Source organism: Schlesneria paludicola DSM 18645 (assembly GCF_000255655.1).
Taxonomy (GTDB): domain Bacteria; phylum Planctomycetota; class Planctomycetia; order Planctomycetales; family Planctomycetaceae; genus Schlesneria; species Schlesneria paludicola.
Genome location: NZ_JH636434.1, coordinates 597,725 through 613,011, shown reverse-complemented (window position 1 = coordinate 613,011; position 15,287 = coordinate 597,725). Strand labels below are relative to the sequence as shown.

11 protein-coding genes are annotated in these 15,287 nt (G+C 54.9%); 2 read left to right on the top strand and 9 right to left on the bottom strand.

The genetic code is table 11. From position 1 onward, the window contains the following. Window positions 1–32 precede the first annotated feature (32 nt). The 9 genes from OSO_RS0103035 to OSO_RS0102985 all read right to left on the bottom strand — a co-directional run bounded on the left by OSO_RS0103035 (window position 33) and on the right by OSO_RS0102985 (window position 11,979). Window positions 33–821 (bottom strand): MBL fold metallo-hydrolase, encoded by a 789-nt coding sequence (locus tag OSO_RS0103035; protein WP_010582074.1) that lies wholly within the window; start codon window positions 819–821, stop codon window positions 33–35. A gap of 146 nt (window positions 822–967) precedes the next feature. Then, window positions 968–1,579, bottom strand: a complete 612-nt coding sequence (locus OSO_RS0103030; RefSeq protein ID WP_010582073.1) for a thioredoxin family protein — start codon at window positions 1,577–1,579, stop codon at window positions 968–970. 127 nt (window positions 1,580–1,706) lie between these two features. Beyond that, window positions 1,707–3,407: a glutamine--tRNA ligase/YqeY domain fusion protein gene (locus tag OSO_RS0103020; protein WP_010582072.1), complete on the bottom strand. Its 1,701-nt coding sequence runs from the start codon at window positions 3,405–3,407 to the stop codon at window positions 1,707–1,709. 122 nt (window positions 3,408–3,529) lie between these two features. Beyond that, window positions 3,530–4,627: an endonuclease/exonuclease/phosphatase family protein gene (locus tag OSO_RS0103015; protein WP_010582071.1), complete on the bottom strand. Its 1,098-nt coding sequence runs from the start codon at window positions 4,625–4,627 to the stop codon at window positions 3,530–3,532. A gap of 256 nt (window positions 4,628–4,883) precedes the next feature. Then, a complete protein-coding gene (locus OSO_RS0103010; protein WP_010582070.1) occupies window positions 4,884–6,371 on the bottom strand; it encodes an APC family permease in 1,488 nt (495 codons plus the stop codon). Window positions 6,372–6,882: 511 nt separating this feature from the next. After that, window positions 6,883–8,118: a cytochrome-c peroxidase gene (locus OSO_RS0103000; RefSeq protein WP_010582068.1), complete on the bottom strand. Its 1,236-nt coding sequence runs from the start codon at window positions 8,116–8,118 to the stop codon at window positions 6,883–6,885. A gap of 175 nt (window positions 8,119–8,293) precedes the next feature. Then, complete coding sequence (locus OSO_RS0102995; protein WP_083842766.1) at window positions 8,294–9,817, bottom strand: lipopolysaccharide biosynthesis protein; 1,524 nt, start codon at window positions 9,815–9,817, stop codon at window positions 8,294–8,296. A gap of 462 nt (window positions 9,818–10,279) precedes the next feature. Continuing rightward, on the bottom strand, window positions 10,280–10,531 hold the full coding sequence (locus OSO_RS50575) for a hypothetical protein (protein WP_157604980.1): 252 nt from the start codon (window positions 10,529–10,531) through the stop codon (window positions 10,280–10,282). Between the two features lie 284 nt (window positions 10,532–10,815). After that, window positions 10,816–11,979: a lactate 2-monooxygenase gene (locus tag OSO_RS0102985; RefSeq protein WP_010582065.1), complete on the bottom strand. Its 1,164-nt coding sequence runs from the start codon at window positions 11,977–11,979 to the stop codon at window positions 10,816–10,818. A 739-nt stretch (window positions 11,980–12,718) separates the two neighbouring features. Between OSO_RS0102985 and OSO_RS0102975 the strand changes: the two genes are divergently transcribed. Together OSO_RS0102975 and OSO_RS0102965 are read left to right on the top strand one after the other, a co-directional pair. Then, window positions 12,719–13,861 carry a DUF5009 domain-containing protein gene (locus OSO_RS0102975; RefSeq protein ID WP_010582064.1) on the top strand — a complete coding sequence of 381 codons (1,143 nt, stop codon included), beginning with the start codon at window positions 12,719–12,721 and terminating at the stop codon, window positions 13,859–13,861. 269 nt (window positions 13,862–14,130) lie between these two features. Continuing rightward, window positions 14,131–15,267: a DUF1559 domain-containing protein gene (locus tag OSO_RS0102965; protein ID WP_010582063.1), complete on the top strand. Its 1,137-nt coding sequence runs from the start codon at window positions 14,131–14,133 to the stop codon at window positions 15,265–15,267. The last annotated feature ends 20 nt before the right edge of the window (window positions 15,268–15,287 follow it).

Below are 15,287 nucleotides of genomic sequence, written 5' to 3'. Positions count from 1 at the left end.
TGAATGAGTACCACTTAGGTTTGCAGAGCGTTTCAATAAGGGATGTGCAATCCGTCATAACTCAGTTCAACCCCTGCGGGAAGTCGAGCGTTGGTCGCGGTGTATTCCAGATGGTGCGATACGTGCGTCAAATACGTGCGTCTGGGTTTGACTCGTTCCGCGGCGGCGAGTGCTTGTGGAATGCCGAAGTGAGTCGTGTGCGGTTCATCACGAAGCGCATCAATGATGAGCACGTCCAATCCCTCAAGCAGCGGCCACGATTCGTCGGGGATTTTGCTGACGTCCGTGCAGAAGGCGACGTCACCGATGCGATAGCCAAGGACCGGCAGGCGGCCGTGGATCAAGCGGATTGGTTGAATCAGTTGCCCCAGCACTTCAAACGGCTCCAGGCCGATTCGACGCAGTTCCAGCAGCGGAATGGCGCCGTGATGCAGCTCGGCGGTCGATTCGGGAAATGCGTACGGAAACGAGGTTCGAATTTGCCGTTCGACACTTTCTTCGCAGTAGAGCGGAACAGGATGATCGATGCGGTAGCCAAAAAGGCGAAGGTCATCGATTCCAAACAAATGGTCGGCATGGCCGTGGGTATAGATCACGGCATGCGCGACATCGATTCGTTCACGAAGGAGTTGAATCCGCAGTTCCGGTGACGTGTCGATCAGAAACACGCCCTGTTCGGTCTGGACCGCAACGCCTGTCCGCGTTCGATTGTTTCGCGGGTCTGATGACTGACAGACGTCGCAGTGGCATCCAATGACCGGCACCCCATGGCTGGTCCCTGTTCCCAGCAGAATCATCTCGCGATTGGACGAAAACGGCATGAAGCGGTCATTCAGGTGACGAGGAACGGGTCAGAGGCACGTTGTGATTGTAACAGCGAACTGGGCATCGAACACGTCCGTAGAAAACAGTTGCAGAAGTCGCAGGCAAGTCAGATCGGATCGATGCCCGAAGTAAGACACCTCGCCTACTTTCGGTCACGGACGTAACGGACTCGGCAGCCGCGCGCGATGGTTTCCGTGACAGGAGCCTCGCTACCCTTCAGAGCGGCGGCGAGTGCGTCTTCGACATAGCGTTTCGTCACCTTGTCCGCATCGGTTGCGTCGTCCATGGCGCCCATATAGACGACCTTACGCTGCTTGTTGAGAACGTAGAATTCGGGAGTGAAGATCGCTCCGTAGTCTTTCGCGATCTTCTGAGATTCGTCATACAGATACGGGAACGACAGCTTCTTTTCGTTGGCTCGATCCGTCAATTTATCCAGGCGATCCGCGGCGACACGATTGACGCAGATCGCAGCGAACCCGACGTTGCTGGTCGGTCCTCCGTATTTTTTTGCCAATTCCTCAAATCGAGCTTCGTAGTCGACCGCGGTTGGACAACTCAGACACGTGAACACGACGACCACGGCGTCTTTGTCCTGAAAATCGCTCAGCGCGTGCATCTTTCCGTCGGTGCCGGGCAATTCTTGCCACGTGGGTGCCGCATCCCCGATGTTTAAGACTTCATTGTATTGACCGGCGTAAAGCGAGCTGCCGGCAAAAAGAGCGACTGCGAAGATCCGTGCCGTCAAACGCATTGAAGTTCTCCCCCGTTATCGTCTCTGGGCTTTCAGCCCTTCTGGTTTCGCAAGTGCAGACCGCGAAAAAGCAAGACCAACCCGCCCTGGTCGGCAATGTGTCTGGCGGTGGGATCGAGCGATTCGATCAACCACCTTGCTTCTTTTGAAGCTTGGCCCAATCGTCTTTCAAAGTAACTGTGCGGTTAAACACAAGTTTGTCGGGTGTTGAGAGTTTGTCCACACAGAAATATCCCAATCGTTCAAACTGACAACGATCACCCGGTTTTGCGTTTGCCAGCGACCGCTCGAGCTTCGCCGCCGGAACGACGACCAGAGACTTGGGATTCAAATACTTTTTCCAGTCCTCGTTTTCAGGGATGTCGGCCACATTCGCAATCTCGAACAAATGATCGTAGAGACGAACTTCGGCTTCGACAGCATGCGGGGCCGAGACCCAGTGGATCGTGGATTTGACCTTTCGTCCATCCGGGGCGTTGCCGCCTCGCGTCAACGGGTCGTACGTGCATCGCAGTTCCAGAATCTCGCCGGTCACCGGGTCTTTCACGACGCTTTGACATGTGATGAGATATCCCCAACGCAATCGCACTTCTCGGCCAGGCGCCAGGCGGAAGAACTGTTTCGGCGGCGCTTCCATGAAGTCGTCGCGCTCGATGTAGAGCTCTCGCGAAAACGGGACCAGTCGCGTTCCTGCCGATGGATCTTCGGGATTGTTGACGGCTTCCAGCTCTTCCACTTGTCCTTCGGGATAGTTCTCGAGAACGACCTTGATCGGATTGATGACCGCCATGACGCGATTGGATCGTTTGTTGAGGTCCGCGCGGACGGCATTTTCCAGAACCACGATCTCGGTCAGGCTGTTGAACTTGGTGACGCCGATCTCTTCGCAGAACGCCCGCATGGCTTCGGGTGTATATCCACGTCGTCGGATCCCGGCCAGCGTCGGCATGCGGGGATCATCCCAACCTGACACCGAGCCTGTTTCCACGAGTTCGAGCAGCTTCCGTTTGCTCATCATCATGTGTGTCAGGTTCAGTCGGGCAAACTCAATCTGTTGCGGATGATACAGGTCGAGCACATCGATCAGCCAATCATACAGCGGTCGATGATTCTCGAATTCGAGCGTACAAATTGAGTGGGTCACTCGTTCGATGGAATCACTGTAGCCGTGTGTGAAGTCGTAAAGCGGATAGATGCACCATTTGTTTCCGGTTCGATGATGCTCGGCATGGCGGATACGGTACAATAGCGGATCACGCATATTCATGTTTGTGTGAGCCAGGTCAATCTTGGCACGCAACACATGGGTCCCATCAGGGAACTCACCGGCCCGCATTCGTCGGAATAGATCTTGGTTCTCGGCGATGGGGCGATCGCGATAGGGCCCCGGCGTTCCGGGCTGCGTCAAGGTTCCCCTCATTTGGCGGATTTCTTCGGTCGAGCAACTGTCGACGTACGCCAATCCCTTTTCGATCAGCCGCTCTGCGTATTGATAGATCGTTTCGAAATAGTCCGATGCGTAAAACAGATTGTCCCATTGGAACCCCAGCCAACGAACGTCTTCCTGAATAGAATCGACGTATTCGACGTCCTCTTTGGTTGGATTCGTATCGTCAAACCGCAGGTTGCATTGACCGCCGTATTTGAGCGCCAATCCGAAGTTCAAGCAGATCGATTTCGCATGACCGATATGCAGATATCCATTCGGCTCGGGGGGAAATCGAGTGTGAACGCGCCGGTCAAACTTTCCCGAGACATTGTCCGCATCGATGATTTCGCGGATGAAATTTGTCGGCGGTGTGGCGGAGGGACTCTCTTCCGTGGACATGACGAAGAATCTCTTCTGCATGAAGTCACACGAGCGAGGACAGGTTTCCTCAATCGGCGGTGCCTTCGGGTGATGGAACAACGATTGCAACGATGACTTTTAGCCGGATTGGCTTCCCGTCGTCAATCGGCGATCCCGCGGTTCGCGGCACGATTTTTGGCCGAAAGCAGCGCATGAGCCACGATCAGCCGATGGTCCGATCCGTCAGACTCACCAATCTGGCAACTCTGAAATGTCCAATCGTTGGAGCACAGAATATGATCGATCCGCGCCCAAGGCTGATTGTCCGGCCAGAATCGATTGCCCTTGCAGGGTGAGGTGTATCCATAGCCAAACCCGGCGATGTCGAACCCGCTTTGCAAGTCTCCCCAGTGTTTCTGGAACAGACTGCTGGAGGCCGGCGTGTTGAAGTCTCCGCAGACGATGAGCGGCCGTTCGCCGCGAGATTCCTGGACGGCTTGCCGAATCGCGATCGATTCCAGGTACCGTTCTCCTTCGAAATCTTCGAGCTCTTTCGTGCCGTCGCCATTGATCAGCGTCTTTCGATTGAGCTCTTTCAGTCCAAAACGAGCGGTCATCTGATGAATGTTCGCGAGCACAATCGGACCAGCGGGTGTTTCGATCTCCACCAGCATTCCGGCTGTTCGACCGCCAAACTGCTCGACTTCGCAATCTCGAATCAATTTGATCGGAAAGCGTGATCCCACCCAATAGTGGCCGTGTTGAAGCGTAGACCAGTCGCGAAAATACGCATCCAGTCTTGGATCGCCACGAAACGCCTCTTGCAGCGCAACGATGTCTGGATTGAACGTCGCAATCTCTTCGAGGACTTTTTCGAATTTGGGTTCGAACGATTGTACGTTGCAGCTCAGGATTGTCAGCGAGGTCGCATTCTCTGATTTTGGCGGGCCATTCATCCAAAGTTCCAAGGGAACAGAAAGGCCCATGATCGGGACCAACACCACCGCGGCCGAAACGAGGTTGATTCCGATGGATTCTCGATGCCAGCACACCGATGCAACGAGCAGCACGACTGCGGGAACCAGATATGGGGCGCGGGGGGCATAGGTCAGAACGGTTCCGACCCACCACGTTTCCGAGACCCCGTAGATGAGATAGCTGATCGCACACAGCGCAATCAGATTCAAACACGAGAGACCGAGCACCCACTTCGCAGCTTTTGTCAGTCGTTTCGGAGCGGTTGGTGGCGCAGAGGACATTTGTACGCTCGAGTCCTCGCGAGCGCGTCATTCGGACGAACTTGGCAAGGGAATTGTTGTGATCTGGATCGAAGAGCCGGATTGAGTTTAGCGACCGCCAGGTCGCAATTCAAAACGGTCCCTGAATCAGCGGGGATTCTCGGCAATTTCGAGCAGAACCGATTCGAAGGATTCTCCAAGACGAGCCTTAATCACTGAGGAACGACTGTCGTTTCGTTCGGAGATGCACGATCAGATCAGTGCGGGGCATCGGAGATCAGGTGGGTTCGGTCGTGGCTTCCGTTTTTGTCCGCCTCGTCACGATGGCGTAGTAGACCGCGCCCGCGGCGATCAGAACCAAAACCCAGACCAGTTGCTGCCACTGTTCGACAAGCGTTCCGACCAGTGCGATCACGTAACTTGAAATCAATAAGGCAGGAGTCCACGGATATCCCCAGGTCCGGTAGGGACGATCGGCGTCGGGGCGGCGAGATCGCAGAATGTAGACCGCGCCGACTGTCAGGCTGTAGAAAATCAATCCGGCGCAGATCACGGCGTCGGTGATAAGATCGAAGACCTTTTTGGGCTCAGGACTGATGATGTAGAAGACGATGATGAGAAACGTCGTCCAGACTCCTTGGACGAGAATCGAATTGGAGGGGGTCAATCGCAGTGGGTGGACCCGCTGGATGAAGTCGGGAACGAGACCATCGCGGGATGCAGCAACATAGATTCGCGGACCGCAGATCAAATTGGAATTCGCCGCGCCGAACGTCGAACAGCACACACCCAATGCCGCAAACTTGCTGCCCCATTCTCCAAACATGACACGAAACACGTCTGATGCCAATCGGGTACTCTTGGCGACTTCCGGCATCGGCAGCACCAGGTGATAACTGATGTTTGCTCCGACATAGACCAGGCAGACGATTCCAATTCCGATTGCGAGTGCGCGGGGAATATTCGATTGAGGTTCGCGGATGTCTTCGGCGACGGGCGCAATATTAATCCAGCCATCAAACGGCCAGAACACGGCAATGAGTGCCAGACCCAGGGCGGTGAAAAGCGATTTGGGGATCAGAGGAACCGCGGAATCGGCAACAGGTGATTCCCCCGATACGGCAAGCGGTGTGTCGACCGGATTCGGCACCCAAAGCGGATGCAGGTTATCGACATTCATTTTGCCCATCAGGAATGGCAGGGTGATGAGCAGCCCGAGAAATCCGACTTTTGTGACTGTGGCAATGTTTTGGATCACCGCGCCCCAACGAGTGCTGAACATGTTGACGGCGGACAGACCGATGATAATCGAGACGGCGATAATTGATTGTCCCAGATGACCAAGGGGGGCCTCGCCATTCCCAGGTGGTCTTAGGAACTCGTCCAGATAGATGACCGTGGCACAGGCCAATGCACCGACCGACCCGGTTCGGACAACCCAGAACTCAGTCCATCCCCACAAGAAAGCGGGAAGTCGTCCGTACGCTTCTCGCAGGTACAGATACGGGCCACCGGCCTGAGGAAACATGGCCGCCAGTTCGGCGAGAGCCAGAGAACCGCACAACGTGATCAGGCCGACAAAAATCCAGACGAGAATAATTGGCAGGAATCCCCATGACATCAGAGCCTGGTCGACATTTCCGACCTTCAGAAAAATTCCCGACCCGATAATTGATCCAACAACCAGAGCGGTTGCGTCAAATAAGCCAAGGACACGAGGCAGTGTTTTCGGGCCGATTTCCGCGACAGGTTCCGCATTCGTCATGAGCATCTTGCTTCTGATAAGGGGGACTTCGGAATCAGTTCGATGAATCGTCCGTTCTGGGCGTCCTGCTCAGCACGGTTGCGATGATTCGAGGCTAACTATCGCAATCTCGATTTGAGTTTTCTGAGTTTGCCTGGAACGAGCGGTTCGAGGCAAACTGCCGATGACGTGTGTCTTGGGAATGGACAACAGGCATCGTTGGGAAGAATCGCGAAGGATGCGACGACATCCACCTCGTGGCAACATCGTCTCTGGCCGCCTGGCTTTGCGGTTCGTTCAACTTGTGTCCATTCCTTCGTGCCATGACAGGATCCTGTCCCGGGAAATGCCGATCCATGGGATCGTTGGCGCGAGCGATCCGTCGGGTGAGTATTCCGTCCGTTCAGTTCCAACGCAACTCCAGCCGCAAAAACCTCGAAAGTTGTCGAAGTGGCATGCTCCAACGAAAAACCCCTCGTTCTGATCACAGAACGAGGGGCGTGTCTGGGAACGGCGCGTCAATGACGCGATGCTACTTGGGCAACCGATCCGAGCGGACCGGGGTCAGATCGCCATGAAGTGCCAACATGTAAGCGACCAAATCTTCCTTTTCGGTCGTGGTGAGGTTGAGCTTCTTCATCTTGTCGCTCAGATAGGAATTCGCTTCGCCCCCCTTGTCGTACCATTCGACGACTTCCTCAAGCGTCTTCAGGCTTCCGTCGTGCATGTAGGGGCCGGTGGAGGCGACATTGCGAACTGTCGGCGTCTTGAATGCCCCCTTGTCTTTTTCCACTTTCGTCACGTCGTACCGACCCAGGTCTGGCATCTTGGCGCTCATCCCAACGCCAAGGTTGTGGAACTTTTCGTCTGTAAAGTTGGCACCGGCATGGCAGGCGGTACAGTTCGCCTTGCCGAAGAAAAGCTCTCGACCACGGGCTGCTGACGCGGAAACAGGGTGTGCGTCACTGGCTCGTTTCACCTTCCAATACAGGGCATATGAATCGGGATCGTCCTTTTTGAAGGCGGCCAGATCTTTCAAGTCATCTTTGAAGGCCTTTTTGAAGTTCAGCAGGGGCTCAAGATAGTCGGCTGGTGAAGGACCCGTGACGAGCACTCGCTCGAACGATGCGATCGCGGCACCGACTGTCTTGATGTTAATTCCCTTGCCGGGGAAGATCTTGTCGAATTGAAGTTTATATCCTTCGATCTTGCCTAGGTCGGTGACACACGCGTCGTGTGTGTGCCCCATTTCGATAGGATTGGCGATCGGCCCCACCGCCTGATCTTCTAAGCTTCCGGCGCGTCCGTCCCAGAACTGCAGCGTGCTGAGGATTCGATTGTAGGCGACAGGCGAATTGCGTCCGCCGATCTGTCCGCCAATCCCCTCGCCAAATCGGGTGTTGCGGCCATAAGCATCTTCCGGATGGTGGCAGTTCGCACAGGCGATTGTATTGTCGGCCGACAACCGCGTATCGAAGAATAATTGCCGCCCCAGTTCGATCTTCGCCTTGGTCAGCGGATTGTCCTTGGGAATCGAAATATTGTTGGCCCCCAGAGACAGTCCCATCGGCAGGATCACGTCCAGCTCTTTGAAATTGTCCTTGTTATCGAGCCACTTCCTGATCTGCTCCGTGGTCAACGGACCCTCACCAGGAATCCCTGCCGTCAATTCGGGGGTTCCCAGTTCGACTGTTAGCCGACCCGCGTCTTCCGCTTGGGCCGCCGTGACCAATACGCCAAAAACCAGCAACCACGCCGCGTGTTTCATCTCTGAATATCCCTTCAATTGTCCGACCCAGAACCCAACGGTTCACTAGCCCATGAACGATTCGAGCACCTGAAGTTGTTTGCAACAAAGAGTATTGACGCGAGGGCAGAAAAAGTCCAAGCCAATCGGGCGCAATTGCGATCCTCGAGCGATGTTCACGCTCTGCCACTGTTGCTCAGAGTCGCGGGTTTTCCAGCGTTGAGCCGAACTTCAACCAGAACGGGCGTTCGGTTAGCCATTTGGCACCGCCAAGGACCGCGCCACCGGCGATCGCAATCAGGATCAAGGCGCGCCAGTCGTCGTGACTCCAGCTTTGTCGCGACACAATGATGGCGTACGCCCAAAGTGCCAAAAGAGGCAGCGCCGCGGGCCACAATCCTTCTTTGAATAGCCTCGTCCAAGAGATCCCTAAATGCCGGACCGCGTACGGTAACAGCACTCCTAGTTCGATCACCGTTACAGGGATGGCCGTTCCCCAGGCGACACCTTCAACTCCATAAGAATGGCACAAGACGATGCTGATTCCAAAATTGAGAATCGCCTCAAGCACATAGATGCAGGCCGGAATACGTACGATCCCAAGGCCAAACAAAAAGGCACGACAGATATTGCAGGGAAGTGCGATCAAGTGGGCGCCGAGCAAAATCATTAAAACGCGATGAGCGAGTAGATGATCTTGCGGGCTTAATTTCGGACCGACCCAGATATTGAGCACGTCACGTCCGAAATACCATGCGCCGATGAACAGTCCGGTGATGAGCAGAACCACAACCCCAAGGGCTCTCAGAAAGAATCTCAGCCGTTTCGGTCGGTCGGCTTCCGAATGCAGCGATCCGGCGGTCGGCAAGCAAATATGTGCGATCTTGTCGATGGGTTGTCGGCAAAACTGCGCCAGCCTGAGGCCGAAGTAGTAGGGCACGATCGCTTCTTTGTCGAGCATAATGCCGATGACGATCGTGTCTGTCGCATTGATGACCTGCGACGCAATCGTGTTCACAAATGACATGGTGCTGAATGACCAGCACTCGTTCAGCGTCTCGCGGCGAACATGCTTCCAGCGGACTTCCAGATTGGGTAACAGGTGATAGGCGAATAAGACATAGCAGAGATTCTCCCCAACGGTCACCACGAAAAAGATCGCGGCGATCAGGACGATCCCCCATTCCTCTCGCAGGAAGACCAAGAACAAAATCAGACGGACGATGTCGAAGGCGAATCCAACCCCTCGTTCCAGATCGAATCGACGCAATCCGTGAAGGACGCCTCCGAACGATGTTCCCGACATCGAAATCGCAACATTTAAGCCCAGGATCAGGCAGGTGATCCGGACCTGCAGCAGCATGTCGCCTTCCCACCCGCCCCACCACTGAGCGGTTGCGGCCAGCACGGATGCGGCCGCAAAGGCGATACAGCCCAGTCCACGAAAGATATAGGTGACCAGCGAAACGACTTCGTTCATTCGCTGCTGATCATTATCCGCGTGGTACTTGGAGACATAGCGGCTGATAGTTTCGCCAAAGCCACAGTACAGCAGGTTGGCATAGGCCGCGATGGAATTGATGAACAGCCAATTGCCGTAGGTTGAGACTCCAAGAACATCCAGGGTATAGCGAGTCAAGAAAAAGCCGATGACCATGTTGGAAGCATGCACGCCCCAACTGGCGATCACATTTCGCTTAACTGAACTACCCGTCGTCATCAAACCATCTGTCGTAAGAGTCCACTTCAGTCGAGCAACAACGTACCAATCCACCTGACACGTTAACGGGACCTGCGGTTGAGGTCTGGTCCGGTTGACGAGGCGGCGGCAAGATTCAGCGTTGTCCCTGGCCGAATACGTCGTCAGAATCTGCAGTCGATTCTAGCGCGCGAATTACGATGTTTTAGTGACAGTTCAGTCGTTTTCAATCGCAATCCTCAACGATTGAGGGCGAATGCCGGATTATTCCGACGCCGAAGATTCACGTCGTTTCCACGTCCAGGGCGACCTGAAGAGGATGTCAGATATCAGGCCGCAAAGACTGGTCGATCAAGGGAATCGCTACAATTGTCACAGGCATGATCTCGCGCCCACTCGATACGTTCGACGGACGTGAAACGCCGCAGCAGTCGTGGCGCGCTGTAGCGAGAAGGAAGGGCCGCGGAGTTTTTCTAGCGAACGCTAGGCATGCTTTGGCAGGGCGACCGCATAGAGCATCGAGACAGAACCAATTGAAAGCAATGTGAATGCCGCCCACTCGGGAGGGTCAATGATCGGACGTTGCTCTTTGTCGACCACTTGTCGTGCCAGCATGCCACGGATTCCAGGATCCTTTTCCGTCGGCTGATGGAGCACGACCTTATCGATCGCGAGAAACGCCAGTCCCCACATGCTGACAAACAGACCCGCGGCAAAGCACGACGCACGCAGCATCGTTCGATCCCTTTTCTCGGAAAGTGGAGTGACACAACCTCGGACGCGCGAATGACGAACGCGAAACCGACAAGCTCTTCGTCTTGATCGAGCGTCTCCCTCGGCGAACTTCATCTCGTCGCGATTAGATCCATTAGACGGCGGCATGTTCCGTCGGAACGAACGAATCGGCAGATTCTGCCGATTGCGGCGCAACGCACGGCTCTTCGTGAAATTCAGGGGGGGATAGCTCAGCAGGTACTTGCCCCCTGAATTCAAGAGGTTTTCAGATCCAATACTTGCATTCAGTCGACGCGCATGAGTGCCGACGGCTTTAGGTCTGAAATCGTGGGATATCCGTCAATCGCCATCAGCAGATCGGCTTCTGCGAGCAAACAGCGAATGACATGCACGACGCCATTGGTTCCGTCGAGTGCCAGCCCCCAAGAGTAGGGGCGGCCGATTCCAACAGCCGTAGCCCCCAGGGCGAGCGCCGTCACGATATCCGTACCCGATCGAATTCCGGAATCAAACAGGACCGGCGTTCTTCCCGCCGCCTGCACGACGCCGGGAAGCAGATCCAGGCATCCGATCCCGCCATTCGCCTGTCGGCCTCCGTGTGTTGAACAGTAAATCCCGTCCACCCCGCCATCAATAGCACGCCGCGCATCATCGGGATGGCAGATCCCCTTCAGCAGAAGGGGAAGCTTGGTCAATGATCGCAACCAGGGCAAATCATTCCAGGTGATCGATGCACCAAAGATTTCGGTCCATCGCTTCACGGCCGCAGGCGGATCTTGTTCGATCGGTTTGGACAACCGCGAGCGAAAGACCGGATCAGAAAAATAGTTCGCGAGACAATGACCTCGCAATTGCGGAAAATTCGCTTGATTCAGATCGCGAGGACGCCAACCCGCGACCCAGGTATCGAGCGTCACCACGATGGCTTTGAAACCTGCCGCCTCGGCCCTGTGAACAAGGCTGGCCGCGATCTCGCGATCGTTCGGAGTATAGAGCTGAAAAAAGCCGGGGGTCTCGCCGAGTTCTGGGGCGACCGCTTCCATCGGATCGGACGAGAGTGTTGAGGCGATCATGGGCACGCCCGTTTTGGCCGCGGCTCGTGCGACGGCCAGGTCGCCGTGCCCGTCCTGCGTACAAATTCCCAGAACACCGATCGGTGCCATGAAGATCGGGCTGGGGAGTTTCATGCCAAATAGTTCGATCGAGAGATCGCGCTTCGAACAATCCACCATCATTCGCGGAATCAGTCCCCAGCGATGGAACGCAGTCACATTTGAGTTTTGAGTCCGTTCGTTCCCGCATCCTCCTTGGACGTATGAGACGATCGCGTCAGGCCAGGCCGCCATGGCTTTTTTTTCAAGCGACGCCATATCAACCGGCAATTTCGGGACGACGCCTCGAAGTCCGTCGAAGTAGATCTCGTTCTCAAAATCTCCAAACATGCGCATGCGAATCTCCACCAGACGTGACCGGGATGTCGTGCAGCGTGGCTTTCAGCGAGGGGAACAACGGATGTGTGATCTGAAGCGATCACCATATTCAACCCGGCGACAACTTGCACGTATTGCACGCAACCTGAACGGTCGACGGCGTTGTGACTTGACTGGGCCAATTCTGCCATCGAGCGAACAAAGTAGGCGATGTCAGGGCACGCAATTTCGTCGCTTTTCAGGGAACGCCCTCTTTTTGTGCTGGCGAAAGAGGGGATGGCAGCGATGCCTCTTCTGAATTTGCCTACCGGCAGGGCGGCGAGTTACGTGTCTGGGTGCGTGAAAATAATTCACATTATTGCGGTTGTTCAGTTTTGTTTGTTGCTTGGTATTTGTGCGTCAATTTGAGTTGCGTCGAATTATTGAAATGATACACTGATCCGATTTGAGATGCTTGTCACGTCGAGTTGCATCGAAAGCCCCATCATAAGGCTAAGACGTTGTGACACAATTCTGCTAAATCTCTAAGCTGGAAGCGCGGTACCTGTTCAATGGTCTAATTGGAAACAAGCTCAGGTTTATCAGCAAAATGGACGTTTCACTGCGGATATCGCTCGCTGTACGCCACGCGTTTTAATGGTGAAGTTATGTTCGTTCCGACTGTGAAAGTCTGCGGCCGTCCGCGATCGACAGTGTATAGATTTGGTGCGCAACGGGTTCCAGGTGATATTCTCGCGACAGAATAGGCGAATCCTCCATGCCCGAAGTCATCGCCCTCAAATGCATCACGGGGTCTGAGTGTACCGCGATCGGGCGGATGCCACAGGATCGCGGCCGAGTGGCATCCCTCGACACATTGCGTGGTTTTGCCATCGCCATTCTGCTGATCGCGACGCCCTTAGTCTCTGCGCTGAAAGAGGTTCCTCAATCGGCGACTCGGGACATGTTGGTGTGGCAGCTTTCTCACGTGAAAGGAGAAGGAATCAGCCTCTTTGATGTCGGTTGGCCCGCTTTTCTGATCATCGCAGGGGTTTCGCTGAACTTCTCATTGGCGCGCCGATTGGAACGCGGGGAAACGAGATTCGCTGCCTGGCTGGATCTTGTTCGCAAATCATTGCTGTGTGCGCTGTTTGCGTTTTTCGTGCACGGCGGATTCTCGATCCCTTGGGCAAAAGTGTACTTTGCGGATGTCTTATTCATCTATGCGGCTGTCATTTTTGTTGCGGGAACGGCGCAGCTCGTATTGGGATTTCGTGGAGTGCTGACGCTGCTCCTTCTGCTGATGGTCGGCATTTCCGTTGCCACCGTTTGGGGCACCTACGCTTCATTCGAAACGATTCAGCAGAAGCCGGGCTCAAGCCTGGACGATGTCATTCAAAAGGCTTTGGGATCGAAACTCGCGATGAAGTATGTTTGGTACTTTCCCAGACAGTTGATGAGTTGCCTCGCAGGTCTTCTTCTCGCCAAAGTTTATCAAAGTGATCTTCCTCCTCAACGCCGGGTCTGGTGGTTAGTTGGGATTGGAATCACCGCAGTCGGTGCCGCCTATCTGATGGAGGGATGGATTCAGATCAGCAAGCGATACTGGACCACCTCTTACACGCTCTGTACGTTCGGGATCACGTGCCTTTTCTTGGCGGCATTCGGTCAGGTCATTGAGGCCTGGGGGGGGCGTGCGTTTACGATGCCATGGATCGTTTTCGGTAAGAACTCGCTCGCGGCCTATGCCGCTCACGAACTGGTTCCATTCGACAAGTATGCACAGAGAGTCTTGGGCTATGCCTTCGAGTCGGTGCTCGGCCCATACAATGAAGTGCTATTGGCAATCGTCCAATTCATGCTGTGCTGGTTGGTGTTTTATGCATTGTATCGTCGCAATATCGTGATTCGACTAGGTTAAAGACGCGTGATGGCGACGTTCGGCAAGCGTCGCGTTGACACGTGGGTCGCATGAATATGACGTTGCCAATGAATGAATCCGCGTTCTGAGTTTCGTGCCATGCTCGCGCTGGTTCGCTCGAGATCGAGAAGTGGTTTGGTTTCGTGGAAACTGTGACGTCTCGGCGAGCTTGATTGATCGTCAAACCTCCACGTTCCGTGACGATCACAGCAGCGCGTCAGGGCATTGACACTTGCAGAAAATGGCCTAAACCTGAGAGGACCTTTACCATGAACAGAACTTCGGTATCAGTTCGCCCCGGATTTACGATCGTGGAACTGCTGGTTGCGATCTCGATCATCGCATTATTGCTCGCGTTGATTCTGCCGGCAGTCCAGTCTTCGCGGGCCGCGGCAAGAAAGGTTTCATGCCTCAACAATCTGCGCCAAATCGGCTTGGCGTTTCACAACTACCATGACCAGTTCAAGAGCTTTCCGCCGGCCGTCGTTTGGGGAGGTCCTCCGGGAGAGCCCATTGGGCAGGGAAGAAGGCCGGTTGGAATTTACGACCGTGTGGCACTTGGTCTGACGACGCCGACCGACCCTGACCGAGTACACGCCAACTGGGCGGTCATGCTTCTTCCGTCGTTCGGTGAAGGTGGACTCTGGAATTCCTTCAATCCCGCATTGCCGATTAGTGCCCCTCAGAATGCAACTCTTCGTGCCACGTCGATTGCCGCATTGAAGTGTGGCGAAGATTCCTTCAACCAGGCACCCTTCGTTCGAGACCAGTTGGCAGGTGGGTCCACGAATCGCTATTCTCGCGGAAATTATGCGATGAATATCGGCCCCGGACGTGGCTGCATCTTCGAGCTTCAATCGGATTGTCAGGACGGATTTCATGTCGATAATCCAGATCTGATGAATAAAAACACATCGCTCTGGGGGAGTGGTGCGGGCGGTGTGAATCGTTCGATCGGATTTCAGGACATTCTGATCGGTGCGTCGAATTTTGTCATGATCGATGAGGTACGAGCTGGAGTATCTCCTCTGGATCCCCGGGGCTCGTGGGCGCTTGGCCTCGTCGGAGCAAGTTTGACAGCACGACATGGCATCACACTTCGGACAGAAGACGGAGCGGGGCCAAACAATCAAGATGCAAGCTCAGATGACATCACCGGATGTCGCGCAATGACGGATCAGATCGGCGCGGATCAGCTTCAAAAGCTGCGCATGCCATGTCTTTACGGAAGGCCTTCCGACATCGAATCTAACGCGCAGGCGACTTCCCGGAGTATGCATCCGGGAGGGGTGCATGTTCTGACGGCCGACGGTTCTTCGCATTTCATCTCTGATAGCATCAATCCAGATGTTTGGTATTTCATGCACGCGCGTGATTCGACGAACCAGGTTGACATGCCATTTTGACGTGACTTGTGATTGATCGG

Excerpts from the sequence above, each read along its gene's own strand:
- OSO_RS0103035 (WP_010582074.1), bottom strand. The coding sequence starts at position 821 with ATGCCGTTTTCGTCCAATCGCGAGATGATTCTGCTGGGAACAGGGACC.
- OSO_RS0103030 (WP_010582073.1), bottom strand. The coding sequence starts at position 1,579 with ATGCGTTTGACGGCACGGATCTTCGCAGTCGCTCTTTTTGCCGGCAGC.
- OSO_RS0103020 (WP_010582072.1), bottom strand. The coding sequence starts at position 3,407 with ATGTCCACGGAAGAGAGTCCCTCCGCCACACCGCCGACAAATTTCATC.
- OSO_RS0103015 (WP_010582071.1), bottom strand. The coding sequence starts at position 4,627 with ATGTCCTCTGCGCCACCAACCGCTCCGAAACGACTGACAAAAGCTGCG.
- OSO_RS0103010 (WP_010582070.1), bottom strand. The coding sequence starts at position 6,371 with ATGACGAATGCGGAACCTGTCGCGGAAATCGGCCCGAAAACACTGCCT.
- OSO_RS0103000 (WP_010582068.1), bottom strand. The coding sequence starts at position 8,118 with ATGAAACACGCGGCGTGGTTGCTGGTTTTTGGCGTATTGGTCACGGCG.
- OSO_RS0102995 (WP_083842766.1), bottom strand. The coding sequence starts at position 9,817 with ATGACGACGGGTAGTTCAGTTAAGCGAAATGTGATCGCCAGTTGGGGC.
- OSO_RS50575 (WP_157604980.1), bottom strand. The coding sequence starts at position 10,531 with ATGCTGCGTGCGTCGTGCTTTGCCGCGGGTCTGTTTGTCAGCATGTGG.
- OSO_RS0102985 (WP_010582065.1), bottom strand. The coding sequence starts at position 11,979 with ATGCGCATGTTTGGAGATTTTGAGAACGAGATCTACTTCGACGGACTT.
- OSO_RS0102975 (WP_010582064.1), top strand. The coding sequence starts at position 12,719 with ATGCCCGAAGTCATCGCCCTCAAATGCATCACGGGGTCTGAGTGTACC.
- OSO_RS0102965 (WP_010582063.1), top strand. The coding sequence starts at position 14,131 with ATGAACAGAACTTCGGTATCAGTTCGCCCCGGATTTACGATCGTGGAA.